The 18,437-nt window shown below is 43.0% G+C and carries 9 protein-coding genes and 1 pseudogene; 4 read left to right on the forward strand and 6 right to left on the reverse strand.

What is annotated here, in order from left to right:
• Window positions 1-600 (forward strand): annotated as a pseudogene (locus tag JMX75_RS06650) (DNA polymerase III subunit gamma/tau); the annotation flags it as partial.
• Window positions 601-834: 234 nt separating this feature from the next.
• A complete protein-coding gene (locus tag JMX75_RS06655; protein ID WP_011513737.1) occupies window positions 835-1,734 on the forward strand; it encodes a LysR family transcriptional regulator in 900 nt (299 codons plus the stop codon).
• Between the two features lie 103 nt (window positions 1,735-1,837).
• Here JMX75_RS06655 and JMX75_RS06660 read toward each other — a convergent pair whose 3' ends face one another.
• Together JMX75_RS06660 and JMX75_RS06665 are read right to left on the reverse strand one after the other, a co-directional pair.
• Window positions 1,838-3,019: an aspartate aminotransferase family protein gene (locus JMX75_RS06660; RefSeq protein ID WP_201531634.1), complete on the reverse strand. Its 1,182-nt coding sequence runs from the start codon at window positions 3,017-3,019 to the stop codon at window positions 1,838-1,840.
• A 56-nt stretch (window positions 3,020-3,075) separates the two neighbouring features.
• Window positions 3,076-3,273, reverse strand: coding sequence for a DNA gyrase inhibitor YacG (locus JMX75_RS06665; RefSeq protein WP_020443572.1), 198 nt, complete (start codon window positions 3,271-3,273; stop codon window positions 3,076-3,078).
• A 210-nt stretch (window positions 3,274-3,483) separates the two neighbouring features.
• Here JMX75_RS06665 and JMX75_RS06670 point away from each other — a divergent pair, with 210 nt between their 5' ends.
• Window positions 3,484-4,149, forward strand: coding sequence for a methyltransferase domain-containing protein (locus tag JMX75_RS06670; RefSeq protein ID WP_201531636.1), 666 nt, complete (start codon window positions 3,484-3,486; stop codon window positions 4,147-4,149).
• Between the two features lie 161 nt (window positions 4,150-4,310).
• Here JMX75_RS06670 and JMX75_RS06675 read toward each other — a convergent pair whose 3' ends face one another.
• Together JMX75_RS06675 and purD are read right to left on the reverse strand one after the other, a co-directional pair.
• On the reverse strand, window positions 4,311-5,705 hold the full coding sequence (locus tag JMX75_RS06675; protein WP_201531638.1) for an ABC1 kinase family protein: 1,395 nt from the start codon (window positions 5,703-5,705) through the stop codon (window positions 4,311-4,313).
• A gap of 298 nt (window positions 5,706-6,003) precedes the next feature.
• Entirely contained in the window at window positions 6,004-7,329 is a 1,326-nt protein-coding gene (gene purD, locus JMX75_RS06680; RefSeq protein ID WP_201531818.1) for a phosphoribosylamine--glycine ligase, read from the reverse strand.
• A 447-nt stretch (window positions 7,330-7,776) separates the two neighbouring features.
• On the opposite strand from purD, the gene JMX75_RS06685 reads away from it, so the two are divergent.
• Entirely contained in the window at window positions 7,777-12,636 is a 4,860-nt protein-coding gene (locus tag JMX75_RS06685; protein ID WP_201531640.1) for an NAD-glutamate dehydrogenase, read from the forward strand.
• A gap of 163 nt (window positions 12,637-12,799) precedes the next feature.
• Here JMX75_RS06685 and JMX75_RS06690 read toward each other — a convergent pair whose 3' ends face one another.
• Together JMX75_RS06690 and JMX75_RS06695 are read right to left on the reverse strand one after the other, a co-directional pair.
• The gene (locus JMX75_RS06690; protein WP_201531642.1) at window positions 12,800-16,711 is read right to left on the reverse strand and encodes an AAA family ATPase; all 3,912 of its coding nucleotides are present in this window, start codon (window positions 16,709-16,711) and stop codon (window positions 12,800-12,802) included.
• 72 nt (window positions 16,712-16,783) lie between these two features.
• A complete protein-coding gene (locus JMX75_RS06695) occupies window positions 16,784-18,325 on the reverse strand; it encodes an exonuclease SbcCD subunit D C-terminal domain-containing protein (RefSeq protein WP_201531643.1) in 1,542 nt (513 codons plus the stop codon).
• Window positions 18,326-18,437 lie beyond the last annotated feature (112 nt).

Raw genomic sequence — 18,437 nt, forward strand, 5'->3', positions numbered from 1 at the left:
GAACCCGTTGTTGAACCCGTTGTTGAACCCGTTGTTGAACCCGTTGTTGAACCCGTTGTTGAACCCGTTGTTGAACCCGTTGTTGAACCCGTTGTTGAACCCGTTGTTGAACCCGTTGTTGAACCCGAGGTAAATGATTCTCAATTATTAATTCAATCTGAAGACCCTCGGGCGCTTCTACGTTGTCCGCCGCAAGAATTGATAGGTGAGTGGACACCAGAAAAATGGGACTATTGGCTACAAGCTGCTCGTGAAGCCGCTAGTTTGGCTCAAGATGAATTGGCGCTTGCCCGTCAAGGTATGATGACAGGCAGCTGTAATGCCGAAGCCATCTTTGTCACAGCAGTCGATAGTAAGCATTTGCAGGCAACCTTTGAGCAGCTAGCGACAAAAATGCAGGTACAATTCCCTGATGCTGCCATCAGCTTACGAATTGATAGCAGTATCGCGCAAGCCGATGATAAAACCCCAGAGCGTCGTCAACAAAAACGTCTCGTTGAGGCTAAAACAGTGGCAGAATCAAGATTGTTTAATACGCCAGTGATGCAATATTTAACCGAGCGCGGCGAAGGAAAAATGGGCAAGGTTCAGTTATATTAAACAGTCATACATTTATTAATTGATAGTTTATAAAAATTAGCACTTTATTAAAAATATTGTATTTATTGAAAAATCAAGGTGATATTTATCTATCATCTTGATTTTTTTACCTTTATTGATTAAGGGGCGCTCACATCTTACTCTGAGTTTAATATTAAAAAACTGTAAGATTTATCATTATCCGCTATAATGGTTAAGTTATATTAACAACTAAAAAGCAGCTTGGATGAGAATATGTTAGATAATTTACGTGGTATGGCTGTGTTTGCTAGTGTGGTCGGACACGGCTCCTTTAGTGGTTCAGCCCGTGAGCTTGGTATCACCACCAGCGCCGTCAGTCAGCAAATACGTTCTTTAGAGAACGAGCTTGGTGTGGTGTTATTACATCGCTCAACCCGTAAGCTCAGCTTAACAGAAGCGGGTGCTAGCTTTTATGAAGCGGCAAAAGATGTGGTAAGTGCGGCAGAGCAAGGTCGAATTAAAGTCAATCAATTACGTGATGAATTGGCAGGTAGTTTGCGTATTGCAACGACACCAGAGCTTGGTGTTAATCATATTTTGCCAGCACTATCGACTTGGATGTCAGCGCACGATGATCTTAGTATCACCTATTTTGCAGATAATAATTATATTGATATGATTGATGAGCGAATCGATATTGCGATACGTATGAGCCCTAATATCAACGACTCAACTGTGAGCAATCATCCGTTATCTGATGTGCGTCAAATGTTGGTCGCTTCACCACAATATTTACGTCAGCATAAGAAAATCGAAACGCCGAAAGATTTGGCAGATCATCATCTTATCTGTATTGATATCATGAAGGATACAAATAATGTTGAGCTTACTCAGACTGAGACTGGTAAAAAAACACGTATCAAAATGACGTCGCGTATCCATACTAATAATGTCTTTATGGCAATGACCATCGCCAAAGAAGGTCATGGTATTCTTAGAATGATGGAAATGGATGTCAAAAAAGAGCTAGAATCGGGCAACTTGGTCGAAGTTTTGACCGGCTACCAGATGCCAAGTTTTGTACTATATGCTGTAACCTTAAACCGTGAGCAACAACCTGCAAAAATCACGCGCTGCTTAGAGGTATTAAAAAAATACTTTCATGCAAACTAAGGTTTAGTTTATTTAAATGCTAATGAAGCTGATTGATTAATAACGAAAAAAGCCTATAGATAATTTGTCTATAGGCTTTTTTATGTTTTTGTTAAATAGACGTTTAAAACGAGGGTTTTAGTAAATTAACCAAGCGTTCAACCACTTGTAAGCTTTCATCACGGCTCATATTAAGTGGTGGTAGCAAACGAATCACATGACCGCCTGTGACATTGATGATAAGTTTCTGCTCATCACGAGCACGATCGACAAGCTTGCTACAGTCCATGTCTTCAGGCAGGGCAATGCCAATCATCATCCCAGCGCCGCGACTGCTGACGCCATATTGTCCAAATGCATCAACCATGCTATCACCAATAAACTGTCCCTCGTTGACGGCGTTTTGCATGATATCACTGTTCGCCAATACGTCATATACGCTATGTACCACACGACTGGCTAACGGTGTGCCGCCATAGGTTGAGCCATGACTACCAGCTCCAAATAAGCCATTAGCGCGACCACGTACCATACAGGCACCGACAGGGAAGCCATTACCTAAGCCTTTAGCCGTCGTTAATACATCAGGGCGTGCGCTGCTATGCTGATAAGCAAAATACTTACCTGTTCGTCCATTGCCGGTCTGTACTTCATCAAGCATGAACAGCCAATTATGTGTATCGCATACGGCTTGTATCTGCTCAAGGTAAGTAAAGCCGTTAGCTGCCGTATTAAGACCACCTTCACCTTGAATAGGCTCTACGAATACCGCGCAAATATCCTCATAGTCATGAGCTGCTTGTTCAATGGCGGCAATATCCCCAAATGGCACACGGATAAAATCATTATCTAAAGTGTAAAAGCCTTCGCGCGCTTTGGGGTTGGCAGTTGCTGATAATGATAATAAGGTACGACCATGGAAAGATTGCTCCATCACAATGACTTTTGGACGCTTAAATCCTTGCTGATACGCGTATAGACGCGCCAATTTTAGTGCTGCTTCATTTGCTTCAGCGCCACTATTGGCAAAAAATACACTGTCCATTTGCGCGGCATTACATAATGCTTCACCAGCACGCTCTTGCCAGTCTATACCAAATAAATTACTGGTATGAACCAATGTTGCTGCCTGCTGTTGAATAGCTTCGGTTACTTGTGGATGGCAATGTCCTAAACCACATACCGCGATACCAGTCAATGCGTCTAGATAAGGCGTCTCATCTTGAGTATAGAGCCAGCTTCCTGAGCCGCGGGTAAAACTGATAGGTTGACGAAGATAAGTGGGCATCAGGTAAGTAGCAGACATGTACAGCATCCTTGGAATCATAAAGTGATAAAAGTAAGAGGGTAAAGGGCTTAATACTATAGCTCATCAGAAAACGGCGTGGACTCAGCAGGCAATGTATAGTCTTCGTTTGCCCATGCGCCAAGATCGATCAGCTTACAGTGATGACTACAAAATGGCTTATATTTATTATCTTGCCATGTGGTTTGCTTACCGCATTCTGGACAAGGATACGTTTTAGGTGAAGGGCTGGCGTTAGAAGTAGATTCGGTCATAATAAAAGTAGAGAGATCCTTGGTTTTATCAACAAAGTATCCTCAAAAAGTAAGCAGTAATTGATTTTAAAATCATTGCTCTAGTAATCTGATTGAGAAAGCTATTTGTCGATGAGTAATCGATATCGTGATATTACTATTGGGTTGCATTGACTATATAATAGCATGCAGCCGAATAATGACAAATGACAAATATTTTAAGGACAGCAAATGACTGACAACCTTGAGCTTTCACATCAGCAAGAGCGGGCATTTCAACCTCAACGACTCTCAGCACCACGTGATTTTGTGATGCCAGACGCAGCACTTAAACCTAAATCATCACTCGTTTTGGAGATTGGCGCAGGGAAGGGCAAGCATGCCTTAAGCTTTGCCATGCAAAATCCTGATAAGCATCTGATTGCGATTGAGCGTACGCGCAATAAGTTTGAGGCATTTAAAAAATTGGCAGCGCAGCAGAATTCTGCCAATTTGACCGCTATTCATGCTGATGCAATTGCATGGATCGTACATGCAATTGCGCCAAATAGTATCGATAGTATCTATATCTTATATCCCAATCCTGAGCAGCACAATCCCAATCAACAATGGCTTAATATGCCGTTTTTTGAGTTTTTACTGTCACGCTTACAGGTAGGCGGGGAGATAATATTGGCAACCAACATCGAAACATATATGGACAATGCCGAGCATCAAGCAAATGAGGTATGGTGTTTGCCCAATACGCGTAGTCAGGTTGCAAGCAGCAGTCAGCGTACACATTTTGAAGTTAAATACTTAGCACGGCAAGAAACCTGTTGGGAGTTAAGCATGAAGAAACCTGAAGGTTATCAAACCAGATTCGATAAGTGGATGATAGCTAATGTGAGTATTTAAGGTAATAGCCTAAGTAAAAAAGATAAAAGAATTACATTTACTATAAAATGCTAAGGTTAAGTTAAAACTATAAAATAGCCTAAGCAATTAAAATTGTAATAAATAAAACCGCCCCAGAAAGGCGGTTCAAAAATCCGTCGAGTAAGTACGTTAAAATAAGTTTATAAAAACGGTTTTACTAAGTTATTAGAATCCGTACGAGCATCAAGCACCGTCAAAAATGTATAAGCACCAATAAATTTCCGACTGATAAACATAAACTCTTTAGGTGGTAGATTGAACTCGAAAGACTGCATCGCTTGTGTCGCATCATTTGAGAGGCGAGTATGCAGCTTACTGTTAGCCCAAATATAGCGCTGTTGCTCATCTAGACAATTAGCAGGCATATCCGTGTTTATCACAGGATCACTAAAAGGTTCAGTTGCCAACAAAAACAATGAAGCGATATCTGAACGTACTTTATCACTCATGGTATCAAAAAAGTCATAACCAGTCATGGCACTCATCATAGATTGATGATCATGATAATAACCGGCACGTAATAAATTATGAGCAATCGTCAATAAGTTATTATCGAACTGCCGAATCGCGCCAAAATCTAATAAGACCAGTTTATCAATTTCGGTTTCGTCGCGTGCGACACGGACAAGGTAATTACCAAAGTTTGGATCCGTTTGCATCTCACCCCAAACGAAAATCTCTTGTATCATGATTTCGATAGCCGCCTGACCGATGGCGTTTCGACGCTCAAGAGGGAGTAGTTGCAATGCGTCAGAAACCACACTGATACCCGGCTCATAAGACATACAAAGTAAGCGTTTGGTCGAATAATGGCGATTGATTTTCGGCACTACATAACGTGCATCGTCAATCAAACGGTTATAGAACCGCTCTGTTGTGTCAGCTTCCGCCTCATAGTCGACTTCATGATGTAATAAATCACGTATCTCTTCAAACCATGCATCGAGTGAACGGGTTTGTGGAACGATATTACTAACCTTTAACAAACTCTTAAATAGAGCCAAATCAGAGTTAATCGCATCGGCCACGCCCGGATATTGAATTTTTAATACCACTTGCTCACCCGTGGCTATGACGGTTGCACGGTGAACTTGGGCGAGGGATGCCGTACCAATAGGGACAGGGTCAACCTGAAGCTCCTGCAGCTTATTACCCAATAAATCCTGTAAATTCTGCTCGATTTTTGGCCATGCAAGTGTTGCTGTATCATCATTAAGCGTTTGTAAGGCACGGGTAATCTCAGGTGGTAAGATATGCTCACCATAAATCGCCAGCATTTGACCAATTTTCACGACAGAGCCTTTTAATTTACCAAGCTCTTCTGCCAAATAATGCGCCTGTTCTTCCATAAAAATCTGGTTACGTGCTGTACGTGCTTCTTTATTAAGAAACATACCAGACACGCTATTACCTGCCCAACGACGACCGATGTTCAACGAAGTTTTGGCAATCGACATACGACGATCAAACCCCGAGGTTTTTAAATTATCGATAGACTGCTTGTTATTAGAAGACCTAGAGGTATTGTTTGCCATAGATATCGTCATTTCATCGAGTTGGTATTGATTTGTGGGTGATGTACCTACAATACAAGGGAGATGTGCTATGAGTGTACAGAATTGTATCATATAAAGAAGGCAGGTTTTGCAGCTTAGCCAAGCGACGTTATTTACTTTGTAATTTAGGCTAGCATGCTGAAATTCTTAAGCATTTTTTGCCTGTTAGTTTTAGCAGCCTTTAAAAACTATAACCCATCAAAAAATTCAACCCAGCATCACGCTAGGTCGAATTTATCAAAAGTCGTTATAGGTAGGTGCTACTTATCACTACTATTTAAATGTTTTCACGGGCAATAGCATGATGACCGATATCACGGCGATAATGAGCACCATCAAAACTGATAGCAGCAGTGACCGTTAATGCTGCTTGCTGTGCATCTGAGATGCTATCTGCTAATGCAGTCACACATAATACGCGACCGCCATTGGTCACGACTTCTTTCTCATTGCTAAGGGCATCTTCATTAGAAAAAGCCGTGCCTGCATGAAAGACTTTTACCGAATTTTGATTCTCATTATTTAATTCTGGCAAGCCTGCAATCACATCACCTTTCGATGAAGTTTCAGGGTAGCCTTTTGAGGCGATGACAATACCAAGGGCAGGGCGCTCATCCCAATTGGCTTCGCTCGGTAATTTACCTTCGAGTCCTTGTGCAACCAAATCAACCATCGACGATTGCAGGCGCATCAAAATAGGCTGCGTCTCCGGATCGCCAAAACGGCAGTTAAACTCAATCACATACGGGTCGCCGGCATCATCAATCATGAGTCCAGCATATAAAAATCCGGTATAAGGATGACCGGCAGCTTTCATCGCATCTACAACAGGCTGAATCACTTGTGCCATGACTTTATCATGAACCTCTTGAGTGACGACTGGCGCAGGAGAATATGCACCCATGCCGCCTGTGTTTGGACCCGCATCACCTTCAAAAGCACGCTTATGGTCTTGGCTGGTTGCCATTGGCAGGATATTTTCACCATCGACCATACAGATAAAACTGGCTTCTTCGCCTTGCAAAAACTGCTCAATCACCACGCGGCTACCGGCATCGCCAAATTTATTATCCGCCAACATATCGTCAATGGCTTCATGCGCCTGTTCGATCGTCTCAGCAACAATGACGCCTTTACCAGCAGCAAGACCATCGGCTTTAATGACAATAGGTGCGCCTTGCTCATCGATATAAGCCTTTGCCGCTACTGCGTCGGTAAAGCCCTGATAAGCTGCCGTTGGGATATTGTTTTGTTCCATGAATTCTTTGGCAAAAGTCTTTGAGCCTTCTAACTGCGCGCAATACGCTGTTGGACCCCAAGCTTTGATGCCAGCAGCACGACAAGCATCGACAATGCCTGTTACCAACGGTGCTTCTGGACCAACGATGACCATGTCGATAGCGTTATTCTGACAAAACTTGATAACAGCGCTGTGCTCGCCTGCATCAGTGGCGTCTTCCAAAGTGACGTTTTGGCATTTGGGTTCAAGGGCGGTGCCAGCATTACCGGGCGCGATATAGATATTTTTTACATTATTATCTTTTGCGCACTGCCATGCTAGTGCGTGTTCACGACCACCTGAACCAATCACCAAAATATTCATCATACCTCTTGCCCTTAGCATTAAAATTCATAATAAGTGAGTTAATAGCGAGCCAGCAAAATACTGTCCAATATTCTGCGCTATTCTAACAAAAAAACGCCGCCCTTGTCATGACTATGTGTCATAGCTATGCGCCTGTCCGTCTATATTCAGCCGTATCAGATCACAATCGTCTCATTAGTAAATGTTATCGACATCTTACTGATTCATGAAATGATGTTGTACGCTTTAGCTATGACAGCAGGTGCGTTACAATTCCACCTGAGAGATAGCCTTGAGTGAAATTATTTACTCATAGACCTGTTAAACCTCACAAAATAGTTCATATAGCGGGAGTCAGACAAACCATGATTGCTAATGTTCAATAAGTTCAAACTTAATTATTCACAATACATAAGACATAACACCTAAATAAGAAGCTTATAAAAAAGCGCAAGGACAAAGGATATGCCAAACTCTCTAAATATCGCAAAAGAGCGGATCAGCCAGATAAGCGATATTGCCACCAGTTATGTACAAGCGGACAAATCATTATTTGACCACTTTATTCATAGCTACTATCAGCCATTGCATCAAGAGACTGCAAAGGACATCAGTAATGCTGATTTGGCTGGGATGGCGCTGCATCATTTTACGCTATTAAAAGCCTATGATCGTAGCCATCCGCAGCTTGCCATATTAAATCCCATTGCAGAAGAGCAGCATTTTCACAGCTCACATACCGTTATCCAAATCGTTGCCTATGACCGACCATTTTTGGTCGACACGCTATTGATGAGTCTTGAAGAGCAAGGCATCGATGTGCATCGTACTTATCATATCATCGTCAATGTCGAACGCGATGAAAATGGCGCGATCACTAAAGTTGAAAGTGCTCAAGAAAGTGGCACCTCACACATGTCTTTGATTCATTGTGAAATCTCTTATCAAGACAATGATGAATTGGCGGCATTAAAACAGATGCTGCTGGCAAAAGTAGACACCCTTGATGTCGTCGTTGATGACTGGCAGCAGATACGTGCCAAGCTAACCGATATAAAAGCGGAACTTGCTACAAAAACACTGCCGGAAGTATTTTACTCTCAACAAGAGATTCAAGCATTTTTAGATTGGGTCTTGGACGATCACTTTATCTTTTTGGGATATCGAGAGTACCGCTTAGAAGACGGGCACAGAATCGAGGTTAATAATGCTGGCAATATAGCCAACCAAGACGACCGTAGTGATTTAGATTTATTTTCTATTGGTAATAGTGGGCTTGGGCTATTACGTGGCGGTAGTGAAGACCAGCTTTCAAAAAGCTTTGACGAGCTGCCAAGCAATCTAAAAAGACTGCTAACAGCGCCGCAAGTATTGGTATTGTCAAAATCAAGCCGAGTATCGCCAGTACACCGCCCAGTTTATATGGATTTTTTGGGCATTCATAAGTTTGATGATAATGGAAAGCTCATCGGTGAGCATCGTTTTATTGGTCTTTTTACAGCGCAAGCTTATCAACTAAGCGTGCAACAAATTCCATTATTACGCGAAAAATCCAATAAAATCATGGCGATGGCAAAACTACCACGTGATGGTCATGCGTATCACAAAATGATGCATATCATTAATACCTTGCCACGCGATGACTTATTTCAAGCCAGCATTGAAGATCTTTACCCGACAGTACTAGGAATTAGCCAACTACAGGACAAAAAAAGCCTACGCTTATTTTGCCGTATCGATCATTACCAGCGTTTTGTTTCCTGCTTGGTCTATATTCCGCGTGATAAATTCAATACCGAACTTCGCATCAAGGTACAGAACGTCCTAAAAGAAGCTTATGGTGGTACATCTTCAGGCTTTACAACGGAGTTTAATGAATCTGAACATGCCCGCGTCCATGTGCATGTCCGTACAGTGCCAGGTCAAGTGCATGAGGTGGATACCGCTGCGCTCCAAGCCAAGCTGTCCTTTTTGATGCAGTCGTGGAGTGATAACTATCAAAAAATGCTGCTGGATAATGTCGGTGAGCAGCATGCCAATGCTTTGACGCGCAGATTTTTAAGTTATATCCCTGCCGCTTACCAAGAGCGATTCGATGCACGTACTGCCGTTGAAGATACCAAGCGTTTGGCTGGACTTAGCGATGAGCAGCCGATGATTTGGCACTTGTATCAATCGACAGGTGACGCAAGCAATCAGTTGCACTTAAAGCTATATGGTCGTCAAAAAGCAGTTATCTTATCTAAAGTCTTACCCGTACTAGAGAACTTCGGGGTATCAGTTATCTCAGCGCAGACCTATGAGTTTGATTTACCTGAGCAACCTATTTGGATGCAGGAGTATGAGCTGGTCTTAGAGCACGTTGATACCATTGATATGCAAGTGGTGCGTGCACAGTTTGAAGACAGCTTAAAGCAAATTTGGGCAGGACAGGTTGAGAGTGATTCACTTAACGAATTGGTATTGACCACCAAGTTAGATACTTATGATGTGGTGGTACTGCGCGCCTTGTCACGCTATATGATGCAAGCGAAAGCACCGTTCTCAAACGTCTATATTCAACAAACTATGGTCAAAAACAGTGACATCAGTGTCGCATTAGGCAGTTTATTTGATGCAAGAATGAATCCTAACTATAGTGAAGAGGAACGTGCCAGCAAAACCAGCCAGATTCGAGCACAGATTACCACCGCATTAGCAGGTGTCAGTAGCTTGGATGAAGACCGTATCTTCCGCTGGTACTTGGATTTAATTAACGCTATGGTACGTACCAACTTTTATCAAAGAGAGGCGAATGGGCAGCGTAAAGATCGTTTGTCCTTTAAATTTTTGGCAGCAGATATTCCAAATCTACCCAAGCCTAAACCAATGTTTGAGATATTTGTCTATTCACCACGCGTTGAAGCAGTGCATTTGCGTGGCGGTAAAGTCGCTCGCGGCGGGCTGCGTTGGTCTGATCGTATGGAAGATTTCCGTACTGAAGTACTTGGTCTGGTTAAAGCACAAATGGTCAAAAACGCCGTTATCGTACCGGTTGGCTCAAAAGGCGGCTTTATCGTTAAAACCAAAACGATGGCGGATGGTCGTGATGTGTTCCAAGCTGAAGGTATTGCCTGCTATCAAACATTTCTTCGCGGTATGCTTGATGTGACCGACAATATCGTCGATGGTGCGATTGTCCCGCCAGCCAATACCGTACGTCATGATGAAGATGATCCGTATTTGGTGGTCGCTGCCGATAAAGGTACGGCAACCTTTTCTGATATCGCTAATGCTTTGTCTGCTGAATATAACTTTTGGCTAGATGATGCCTTTGCTTCTGGTGGCTCGGTTGGTTATGACCACAAAGCGATGGGCATTACCGCCCGCGGTGGTTGGGAGTCGGTCAAGCGCCACTTCCGTATGCGCGGCATGGACATCCAAAATCGTGATGACTTTACCGTCGTGGGCATTGGTGACATGAGCGGTGATGTTTTTGGTAACGGTATGCTCAGATCAACCCATACCAAACTGGTTGCTGCCTTTAACCATCTGCATATTTTCATTGACCCAAATCCAGATACAGCAGCGTCTTTTGCAGAACGCGAGCGCTTATTTGATCTACCTCGCTCATCGTGGGAAGATTATAACCAGTCTCTCATTAGCCAAGGCGGTGGTATCTTCTCACGTCAAGACAAGACCATTGCTATCAGCCCTGAAATGAAAGCGGTTTTTGATATCTCAGATGACAGCTTAGCACCCAATGACTTTATCAGCGCGTTGCTAAAATCGCCAGTAGATCTCATTTGGAATGGTGGTATCGGTACCTATGTGAAAAGTAGTGAGGAGAGTCATGCTGACGTAGGTGATCGTGCCAATGATGCCGTACGTGTCAACGGTGGCGAATTACGTGCGGCTATCGTCGGTGAAGGGGGTAACCTAGGCCTCACGCAGCGAGGTCGTATCGAATATGCCCAAACTGGTGGACGTATTTATACTGATGCTATCGATAACTCAGGCGGCGTCAACTGCTCAGATCATGAAGTCAATATCAAAATCTTACTTGGCAAAGTGGTTGAGCAAGGTGATATGACGTTGAAGCAGCGTAATGAGCTTCTTGAAAGCATGACCGAGACCATTAGCGAATTGGTGCTGCGTCAAAACTATCTGCAACCGCAAGCAATTGAGCTGAGTCAAATCCGAGCAGCTGCAAACTTAAGCGATCATCAGCGCTTTATTCAGATGTTAGAAGCAGAAGGGCGTCTAGATCGAGCGATTGAGTATCTGCCATCAGATGAAGAGATTGCTAAACGCCAAAAATCTGGCACAGGTCTGACCAATCCTGAGCTAGCCGTTGTGATGGCTTACGGAAAAATGTGGGTTTATGACAACTTACTGCTCTCAGATTTACCGGATGCGCCGTATTTCGTTAATGAATTACGCAAGTATTTCCCCGATGAGCTGGCATCGCGCTTTTTTGATGAGATGACTGAGCATCGTTTACACCGTGAAATCATCAGTACGTATATGACCAATAGTGTGGTCAACCGTCTGGGTATCGAAGCATTATTCCGTCTGCATGAAGAGACAGGACAAACGCTTGCCACTATCGTGCGCGGCTATGCCATTGCGCGTGATGTATTTCATGTCTCAAAAGCATGGGAGCTGCTTGAAGCACTTGATAATCAAGTCGATGCCACTTTGCTGCTTGAGCTTGAACTGCGTCTGCGCGATGCACTCGAAAACGGAGTAGTCTGGTTTATCAATGCCTTTGGACAAGATTTGCAAGTGGCTGATATGATTAGCCGTTTTGAAGACAGTGTCGAAAAGCTAACCAAATCAGGCGGATTTATTGAGCAGCAATTCTCACAATACTTGCAAGCCGATACCACAAGATTGATAGAAGATGGTCTTTCTATCAATGATGCATCGATGTTTGCAATGTTGCCATACCATGTTGATGCCCTTGATGCTGCCCTTTTAGCAGAGCAGTACGAACGTCCGGTTGACGAGATTGCCACTTTATACTTTGAGGCCTATCACGTTTTGCAGCTTGATTGGATGATGGATAATATTGCTATCTTGCCGCAGCAAGACCACTGGGATCGCCGTGCCCGTCATGCGCTTGCCAATGACGTATCGCGCAGCTTACGTATGCTGATGGAGACGTTATTGACTCGACCTGATGCCATTCAAGCCTTCAGTGATTGGAAGTCGCGTCATGCTAGCCAGCTTGCCGGCGTTACTGCTGAGATGGATAAACTTGATAGCAATAATGATAGCCAAATCAGCCTCTCAACGTTATCCGTCTTGATGAGTGAGTTAAGTGGTTTAGTGACCAAATAGCGAATCGAGTAAGTAAAAAGATAGTTTGATTATAAAAAACCACCGTTATTCATTAACGGTGGTTTTTTTACATTTTTATGCTAAATAGCTGTGCCAGTATCATTTAATAAATGCCTTTAAACGTACTTCTTTATCATATGTCGTCATCAATCAGGCTAACCTATCATACTTTATCACTCATAACACGCCGACATCCTTGACCACTGATTTGACTAAAGCCGCCAGAGATTTTTTCGACCTTTATTTGGGTCAAAATGCGATCTTTTAACGCCTGTACGTGAGAGATAATACCAATCAATTTTCCTTCTTGTTGCAAGCCTGTCAAGGTATCTAGAGCAATATCTAACGACTCTTCATCAAGCGTGCCAAAACCTTCATCCAAAAATAGCGAATCCACACGGATGTTGTGGCTGGCCATTTGAGATAGTCCAAGAGCGAGCGCGAGACTGATAATGAAGCCTTCACCACCAGATAAGTTTTTGGTGCTGCGAATATCGCCGCCTTGATAGTTATCAATCACATTAAGCTCAAGCGGATTGCTGTCATCATGAATCAGCAAGTAGCGGTCACTCATCTTTTGTAATTGGCTATTGGCATGGCTAATCATCACTTCAAAGGTTAAGCCTTGAGCAAAGGTGCGATATTTCTTACCATCGGCTGAACCAATTAAAGTATGCAGCTGCTGCCAAACTTGTAACTTCTCTTTTTGTGCATTAATGGCTATAAGCTGCGTTGCTTGTTGACCTTTTTGGTTTTCATTGTCTTTAAGCCTTTGAACAATAGCACCAATCTGTTGGCTGAGCTGATCAATCTCCATCTGAATGTGCTGATGTTGGGCGGCAATCGTTTCTTGGCTGACATTCGTCATAGCAAGAGATAGGTTCTGCTCTAATGATTGTTGGGTGCTATCTAACTGTGACTGTGCCTGCTGCAAGGCGCTGTCAATCGCAAGCTTACGAGTATGTAAAGCATCACGCTCTTCTTTAGGCAGGCGCGCAAGGGTAAAAGCGTCTTCATCCACAAATTGCGCCGCTGCTAGATGCTCCATAAATACCGCTTGTTGCGTATTAAGGGCTGTCATAGCAGACTGCAATTCTGCCAATAGCTGTCGTTGCCTTTTTTGCAATTGCTCTAATACTTGCTGCGTGCTGTCTAGCTGTCTTTGAGCATTTGCTTGTTTGGCTTTTGCGTCATCCACTGTGTGGCGCAGTAGAGTGTCTTCTGACTCTGGGTTTTTATCTGAAAAAAGCTTTGTTCTTTTGCTCTTGAGCAGCTCAAGTTCAGTGTTTTTATCCGCTATCAAATGTTCGAGGTTCTTTAGAGCGCTTTCATCCGTGCAAAGCTGTGCTTGCTTAGTGTCAATTTGAGCGCTCACTGCACTTAAGGTATTGGTTAGCTGTTGCTGGCTGTTTTTTTGCTCGTTAAAATATTTTTTTAGCTGACTGAGCATGCTGCGCTGTTGACGTAATCTGTCAATATGACGCTCATAGTCGCTGCTATCTAATACGGTTTTATTATGAATACTAGCGTCCAATTGCTTAATTGCACTTTGAACGTCTGCTTTTTTAAAATCAATACTTAAGTATTCTGCATAGTTATCCGCCGGATACTTATCTGCCAAAGTTAGAATACTGCTAGTAAGAGGGATTAATGCCGAAAAGTTGGTGGCTATTTTATCTTCAGTAGTGTCTATTTTCTGCGAGTGTAGCTTGATATCCATCGTCAGGTTATTGATCTTATTCATCAGTGCTTGATGCTGCTTTTCATCACTTTCTATAGCAATACTTAGCGTTGATATGCTTTGTGTCAAGTCATCATGTTGAATTAATATATTTTTAAGAGACTGTTTTTGCTCAAGCAGATTTTGTTTGGTAATGTCTAATAAAGCTAAAGGGCGTTCAATATCACTATCAGGTTTATTTATATCCTCACTCAATTGATAAAGCGGATGGATAATCGCTGCCATCGCTTTTGAATGATTTTTATTGATATCAAGTAGTGAGAGCAGGCTTTCTTGAATATCTTTGCCCAACATCTCGCATTGCTGCTGCAAAGGGGCTAACTGCTGCTGTTGGTGGTTAATGGCTTCGTTCTTAGTAGCATGGTCAATATGATATTTGGACAACGTTTTCTCTAGACTCTCAATGAGTATCTCAAGCTCAGATAATTGCTGCTGGGTCTGCTGCATCAGCGATAACTCTTGTTTATTGTCAATCTGACTATCTAATAGCGGATGATGTTGACCATAAGGGTGCTCATGCGCACCGCACAAAGGGCAGGGCATACCGTCTTTGAGTTCCACGATGTAATCTTCAAGCCTTGCGACTTTTTGTAGTAGATGAAGGTGTGTCTGCTTATCTTGCTTTTTAAGTTTAGTATTTTGAATATCTGCGCGATGAGTGGCAATTAAGTCGTCTAAGACCGTCAATTCTTGATTCAATATCGGTAGCGCGAGATTGATATTATGAACTTGACTGATTCGCTCAGACCGCTGTGTAATCTTAAATCTCACTTGCTCAATTTGTGTGATAATCTGATCGATTTGTTCTTGCTCACCGCGCATACTAGCAAGCGGCTGCTTTTGAATGATCACTGCTTGCTGCTGTTGGAGATTTAGCAGTTGCTCGCGCCGCTGCGCTACCAATGAAAGATCAGTATCTTGCTGTTTAGACAATATCTCAAAATCCGCTTGTAGCTGGCGGGCATGGCTATGTTGACTCATCCTAGCGGCTGAAAGTTCAGCGTTATCTTCTAGTAGCGCCCTTAATCGTTGACAGCTAGTATCAAAGATTGTCATATCGGTATCAAGGTCGATCAGCTCTGGGTAGTTGTCAAAGTAATTGTCGATATTATTTAGCTGAGTTTTGGTGCTATCGGCGGTTTGCTGATGGTTTTGTATTGCTTGGCGCAATATCTGTACATTGCCTACCGATAAGTCCTTACGCTGGTTGTATTCCACTAAGGATTGAGACTGTTGTCTGATTTTGTTATCTAATTCGCGTACCTGTGCGATGATGGGTAAGTTTGTTTGCAGGTTGTCTGCGGCTTGCTTTTCTAGCTTATTGGCATCGCATAAATGGCGAGCAGCTTGCGTAAGCGTTTCTTGCTGGTCAGGGATTTGACTCAGCAAACTCTGTTGTTCAATATCTAGATTTTTTACCGTGTCACGACTATAGCTAAGCTCACGAAACTGGCTATCAATCTCTAATGCCTTGTTGGCAATATCTAGACGCTTGGCTTCTGGAATAAAGGCTTGCTGCGCTTGCTGGGCGGTTGCAAACTCGCTCTGATAAATAGACAGGTTATGTTGTAGCTGTTGTATGTTATTTAGCCATTGCAGCTGCTCACTTAATGTCTTAAAGGTTTGTCGCTGTGTGCTTTGCTGTTGATTTAAGGCTTTTAGCTCGGCTGCCAGCAGATTTTCGTCTTTAACACTGATCAAGGATAAGCTATCAACGCCTGCCTGCAACTTGCTGAGCACATCTTCTTCAAAGCGTTTTTTCTCATGAACATTGAGTGAGATTTTAGCATAGATAGCGGTACCTGTTATCTTCTCTAAAATCGCCGCTCTATCACCGATATCAGATTTTAAAAAGGCGGCAAAACTGCCTTGTGCCAGCATGATGGAGCGGGTAAATTGGCTAAAATCCATACCAATAAGATTCTGAATATACGCAGAGGTCTTAGATTTTTTCTCTTCTAAAATCTTGCCAGATTTGACCTCGCTAATCTCGTGCTTAATCGGTAATAAGTTGCCTTTGGCTTTTTTGTGGGCACGATGTTGATACCATGAACACTGATATCGCTTGGCGTCAATCTCAATGATGACTTCTGCGGAACACTCTCCTGTACCTTGAGTCATAATCTCATTGGTAGAGCCAGTAATATCACCAAGTCGTGGCGTTTGGCTGTAGAGCGCCAAACAGATAGCATCCAAAATGGTGGTTTTGCCAGCGCCCGTTTGTCCTGTAATGGCAAAGATACCTTCGTTAAGAAAAGCGGCGTCACTAAAATCAATGTGCCATTCGCCTTTTAAGGAGTTGAGGTTTTTAAGTCTTAGTTCAATTAGGCGCATGGCATGGTCTTATTTTTATAGATAGTAGTGATAATTTACTGTTAGTTGTATTAGGCTTACGAGTTGTGGATATTATTCAGCTTGAGTATCTGCATGATGTAGGTCATAAACGATCTGACCATAAGCTTCTCGCAAGGTCAATCTTTGCTCATCAGGGATGTTATGAGTGGCTAAACAACGCTCAAATACTTCTTGCTCATTTAAGTCTTGTAGCGTCTCAGAGATTTGTTGCTGATGAAGTACTTTATTATAGTTGCGTGGATTTTTAGTGATTAACACTTCAACCGTTAACTCTTTTGTTATCTCGTCAATTTTCTCACGCAAATCATTTACGATAGTATCGCCGGTATAAGTTACCTCTAACCAGACCGATTCTGAATGAACGAGTTCTTTAATGGTGCTCTCAATAGTTTCCAAATCACCTGATACTTGCGCCAAGTTTTGGAACTTTGGAATAGGGAGTGAGGTAACTTGCATCTGACGGGCGGTATCATGATGCAGTGGCGTGGCGGGTAAAGTGAAAGGAGTGCTTAGAATAACTTCTGTTTGTTCAGAGGGTTCTTCAATACTCGTTTCACTATGCTGATCACTTTCTAGAGACTCGACATCAGCAAATAGGTCATCCATAAAACTTGCCGCCTGATTGACTGCTTTTTTAGCGGTTTTTTCTACGGTCTTATCAGTGTTAATAAGGGTGTTGTTCAGCTGATGAGTGCTGCTCTCAGAGGCATTTTCCAGTGTTAGCTCTTTGTTTTTTAGCACCGTGCCAAACTGTATGAGCAATACTTGCTTTTGCTGGCGCGCCTCACCAAAGCCCATTGCAATGGGTGATCCTGAATATCGAATGGTTTCACGCCCACCGACGCGTTGTGGCACATGTAAATGCCCAAGCGCCACGTAATCAAAGCTTTCACTGAACATATCAGCGGAGACTTTACCAAGCGAGCCAACATATAGCTCACGAACACCATCATCATCAGTAGTGGTGCCGCCGGCAGCAAACAGATGCCCTGTGGCAATAATAGGGATATGGCGCTTATGCGATTTTAATAATTCAGCTTGTTTGGCGTTGGCAATATCTGCGACTTCATCATAGTGCGCGCAGATACCTTTGATAACATTGGCGTCTTTGCTTTGAGCTGACTCGCCAGCCTGACTGCCACGCACATCCCGATCACGCAGATAAGGGACAGCGGCGATAATGCAATGCGGTGTACCGGCTGCATCATCTAACACCATCACTTCATCATTTAAGTCATCACAAGCCGTACCAACGACATGGACGTTTAAAAACTTAAGTACATTGCTTGGGGCATCCAAAAATGTCGGTGAATCATGATTGCCAGCGACGATGACAATATGTTGACAGCATGACTTTGAAACCTTGCCTAAAAACTCATAATACAGCGCTTGGGCTTTATTGCTTGGCGTCATGGTATCAAAGATATCACCAGCGACAATAAGTACATCCACTTGCTGCGCACTAATAGTGTTTTGTAGCCAATTTAAAAAGTCGGCAAATTCATCGTAGCGCAGACGTCCATAAAGCCTGCGTCCCAAATGCCAGTCAGAGGTGTGCAGGATAGTAAGAGGGGTAACAGCGGATACAGACATAATGAGGCTTAATGGTGAATAAAAGACAGCCATTATTCTAGCAAGGATTGGAGGATTTTGCTCTGTTGCAATCAGAAAAAAGCCCTACCACTAGATTGGCAGGGCTTTAAAT

This window comes from Psychrobacter sp. LFX-11D (assembly GCF_904846475.1).
Classification (GTDB): Bacteria; Pseudomonadota; Gammaproteobacteria; order Pseudomonadales; family Moraxellaceae; genus Psychrobacter; species Psychrobacter cryohalolentis.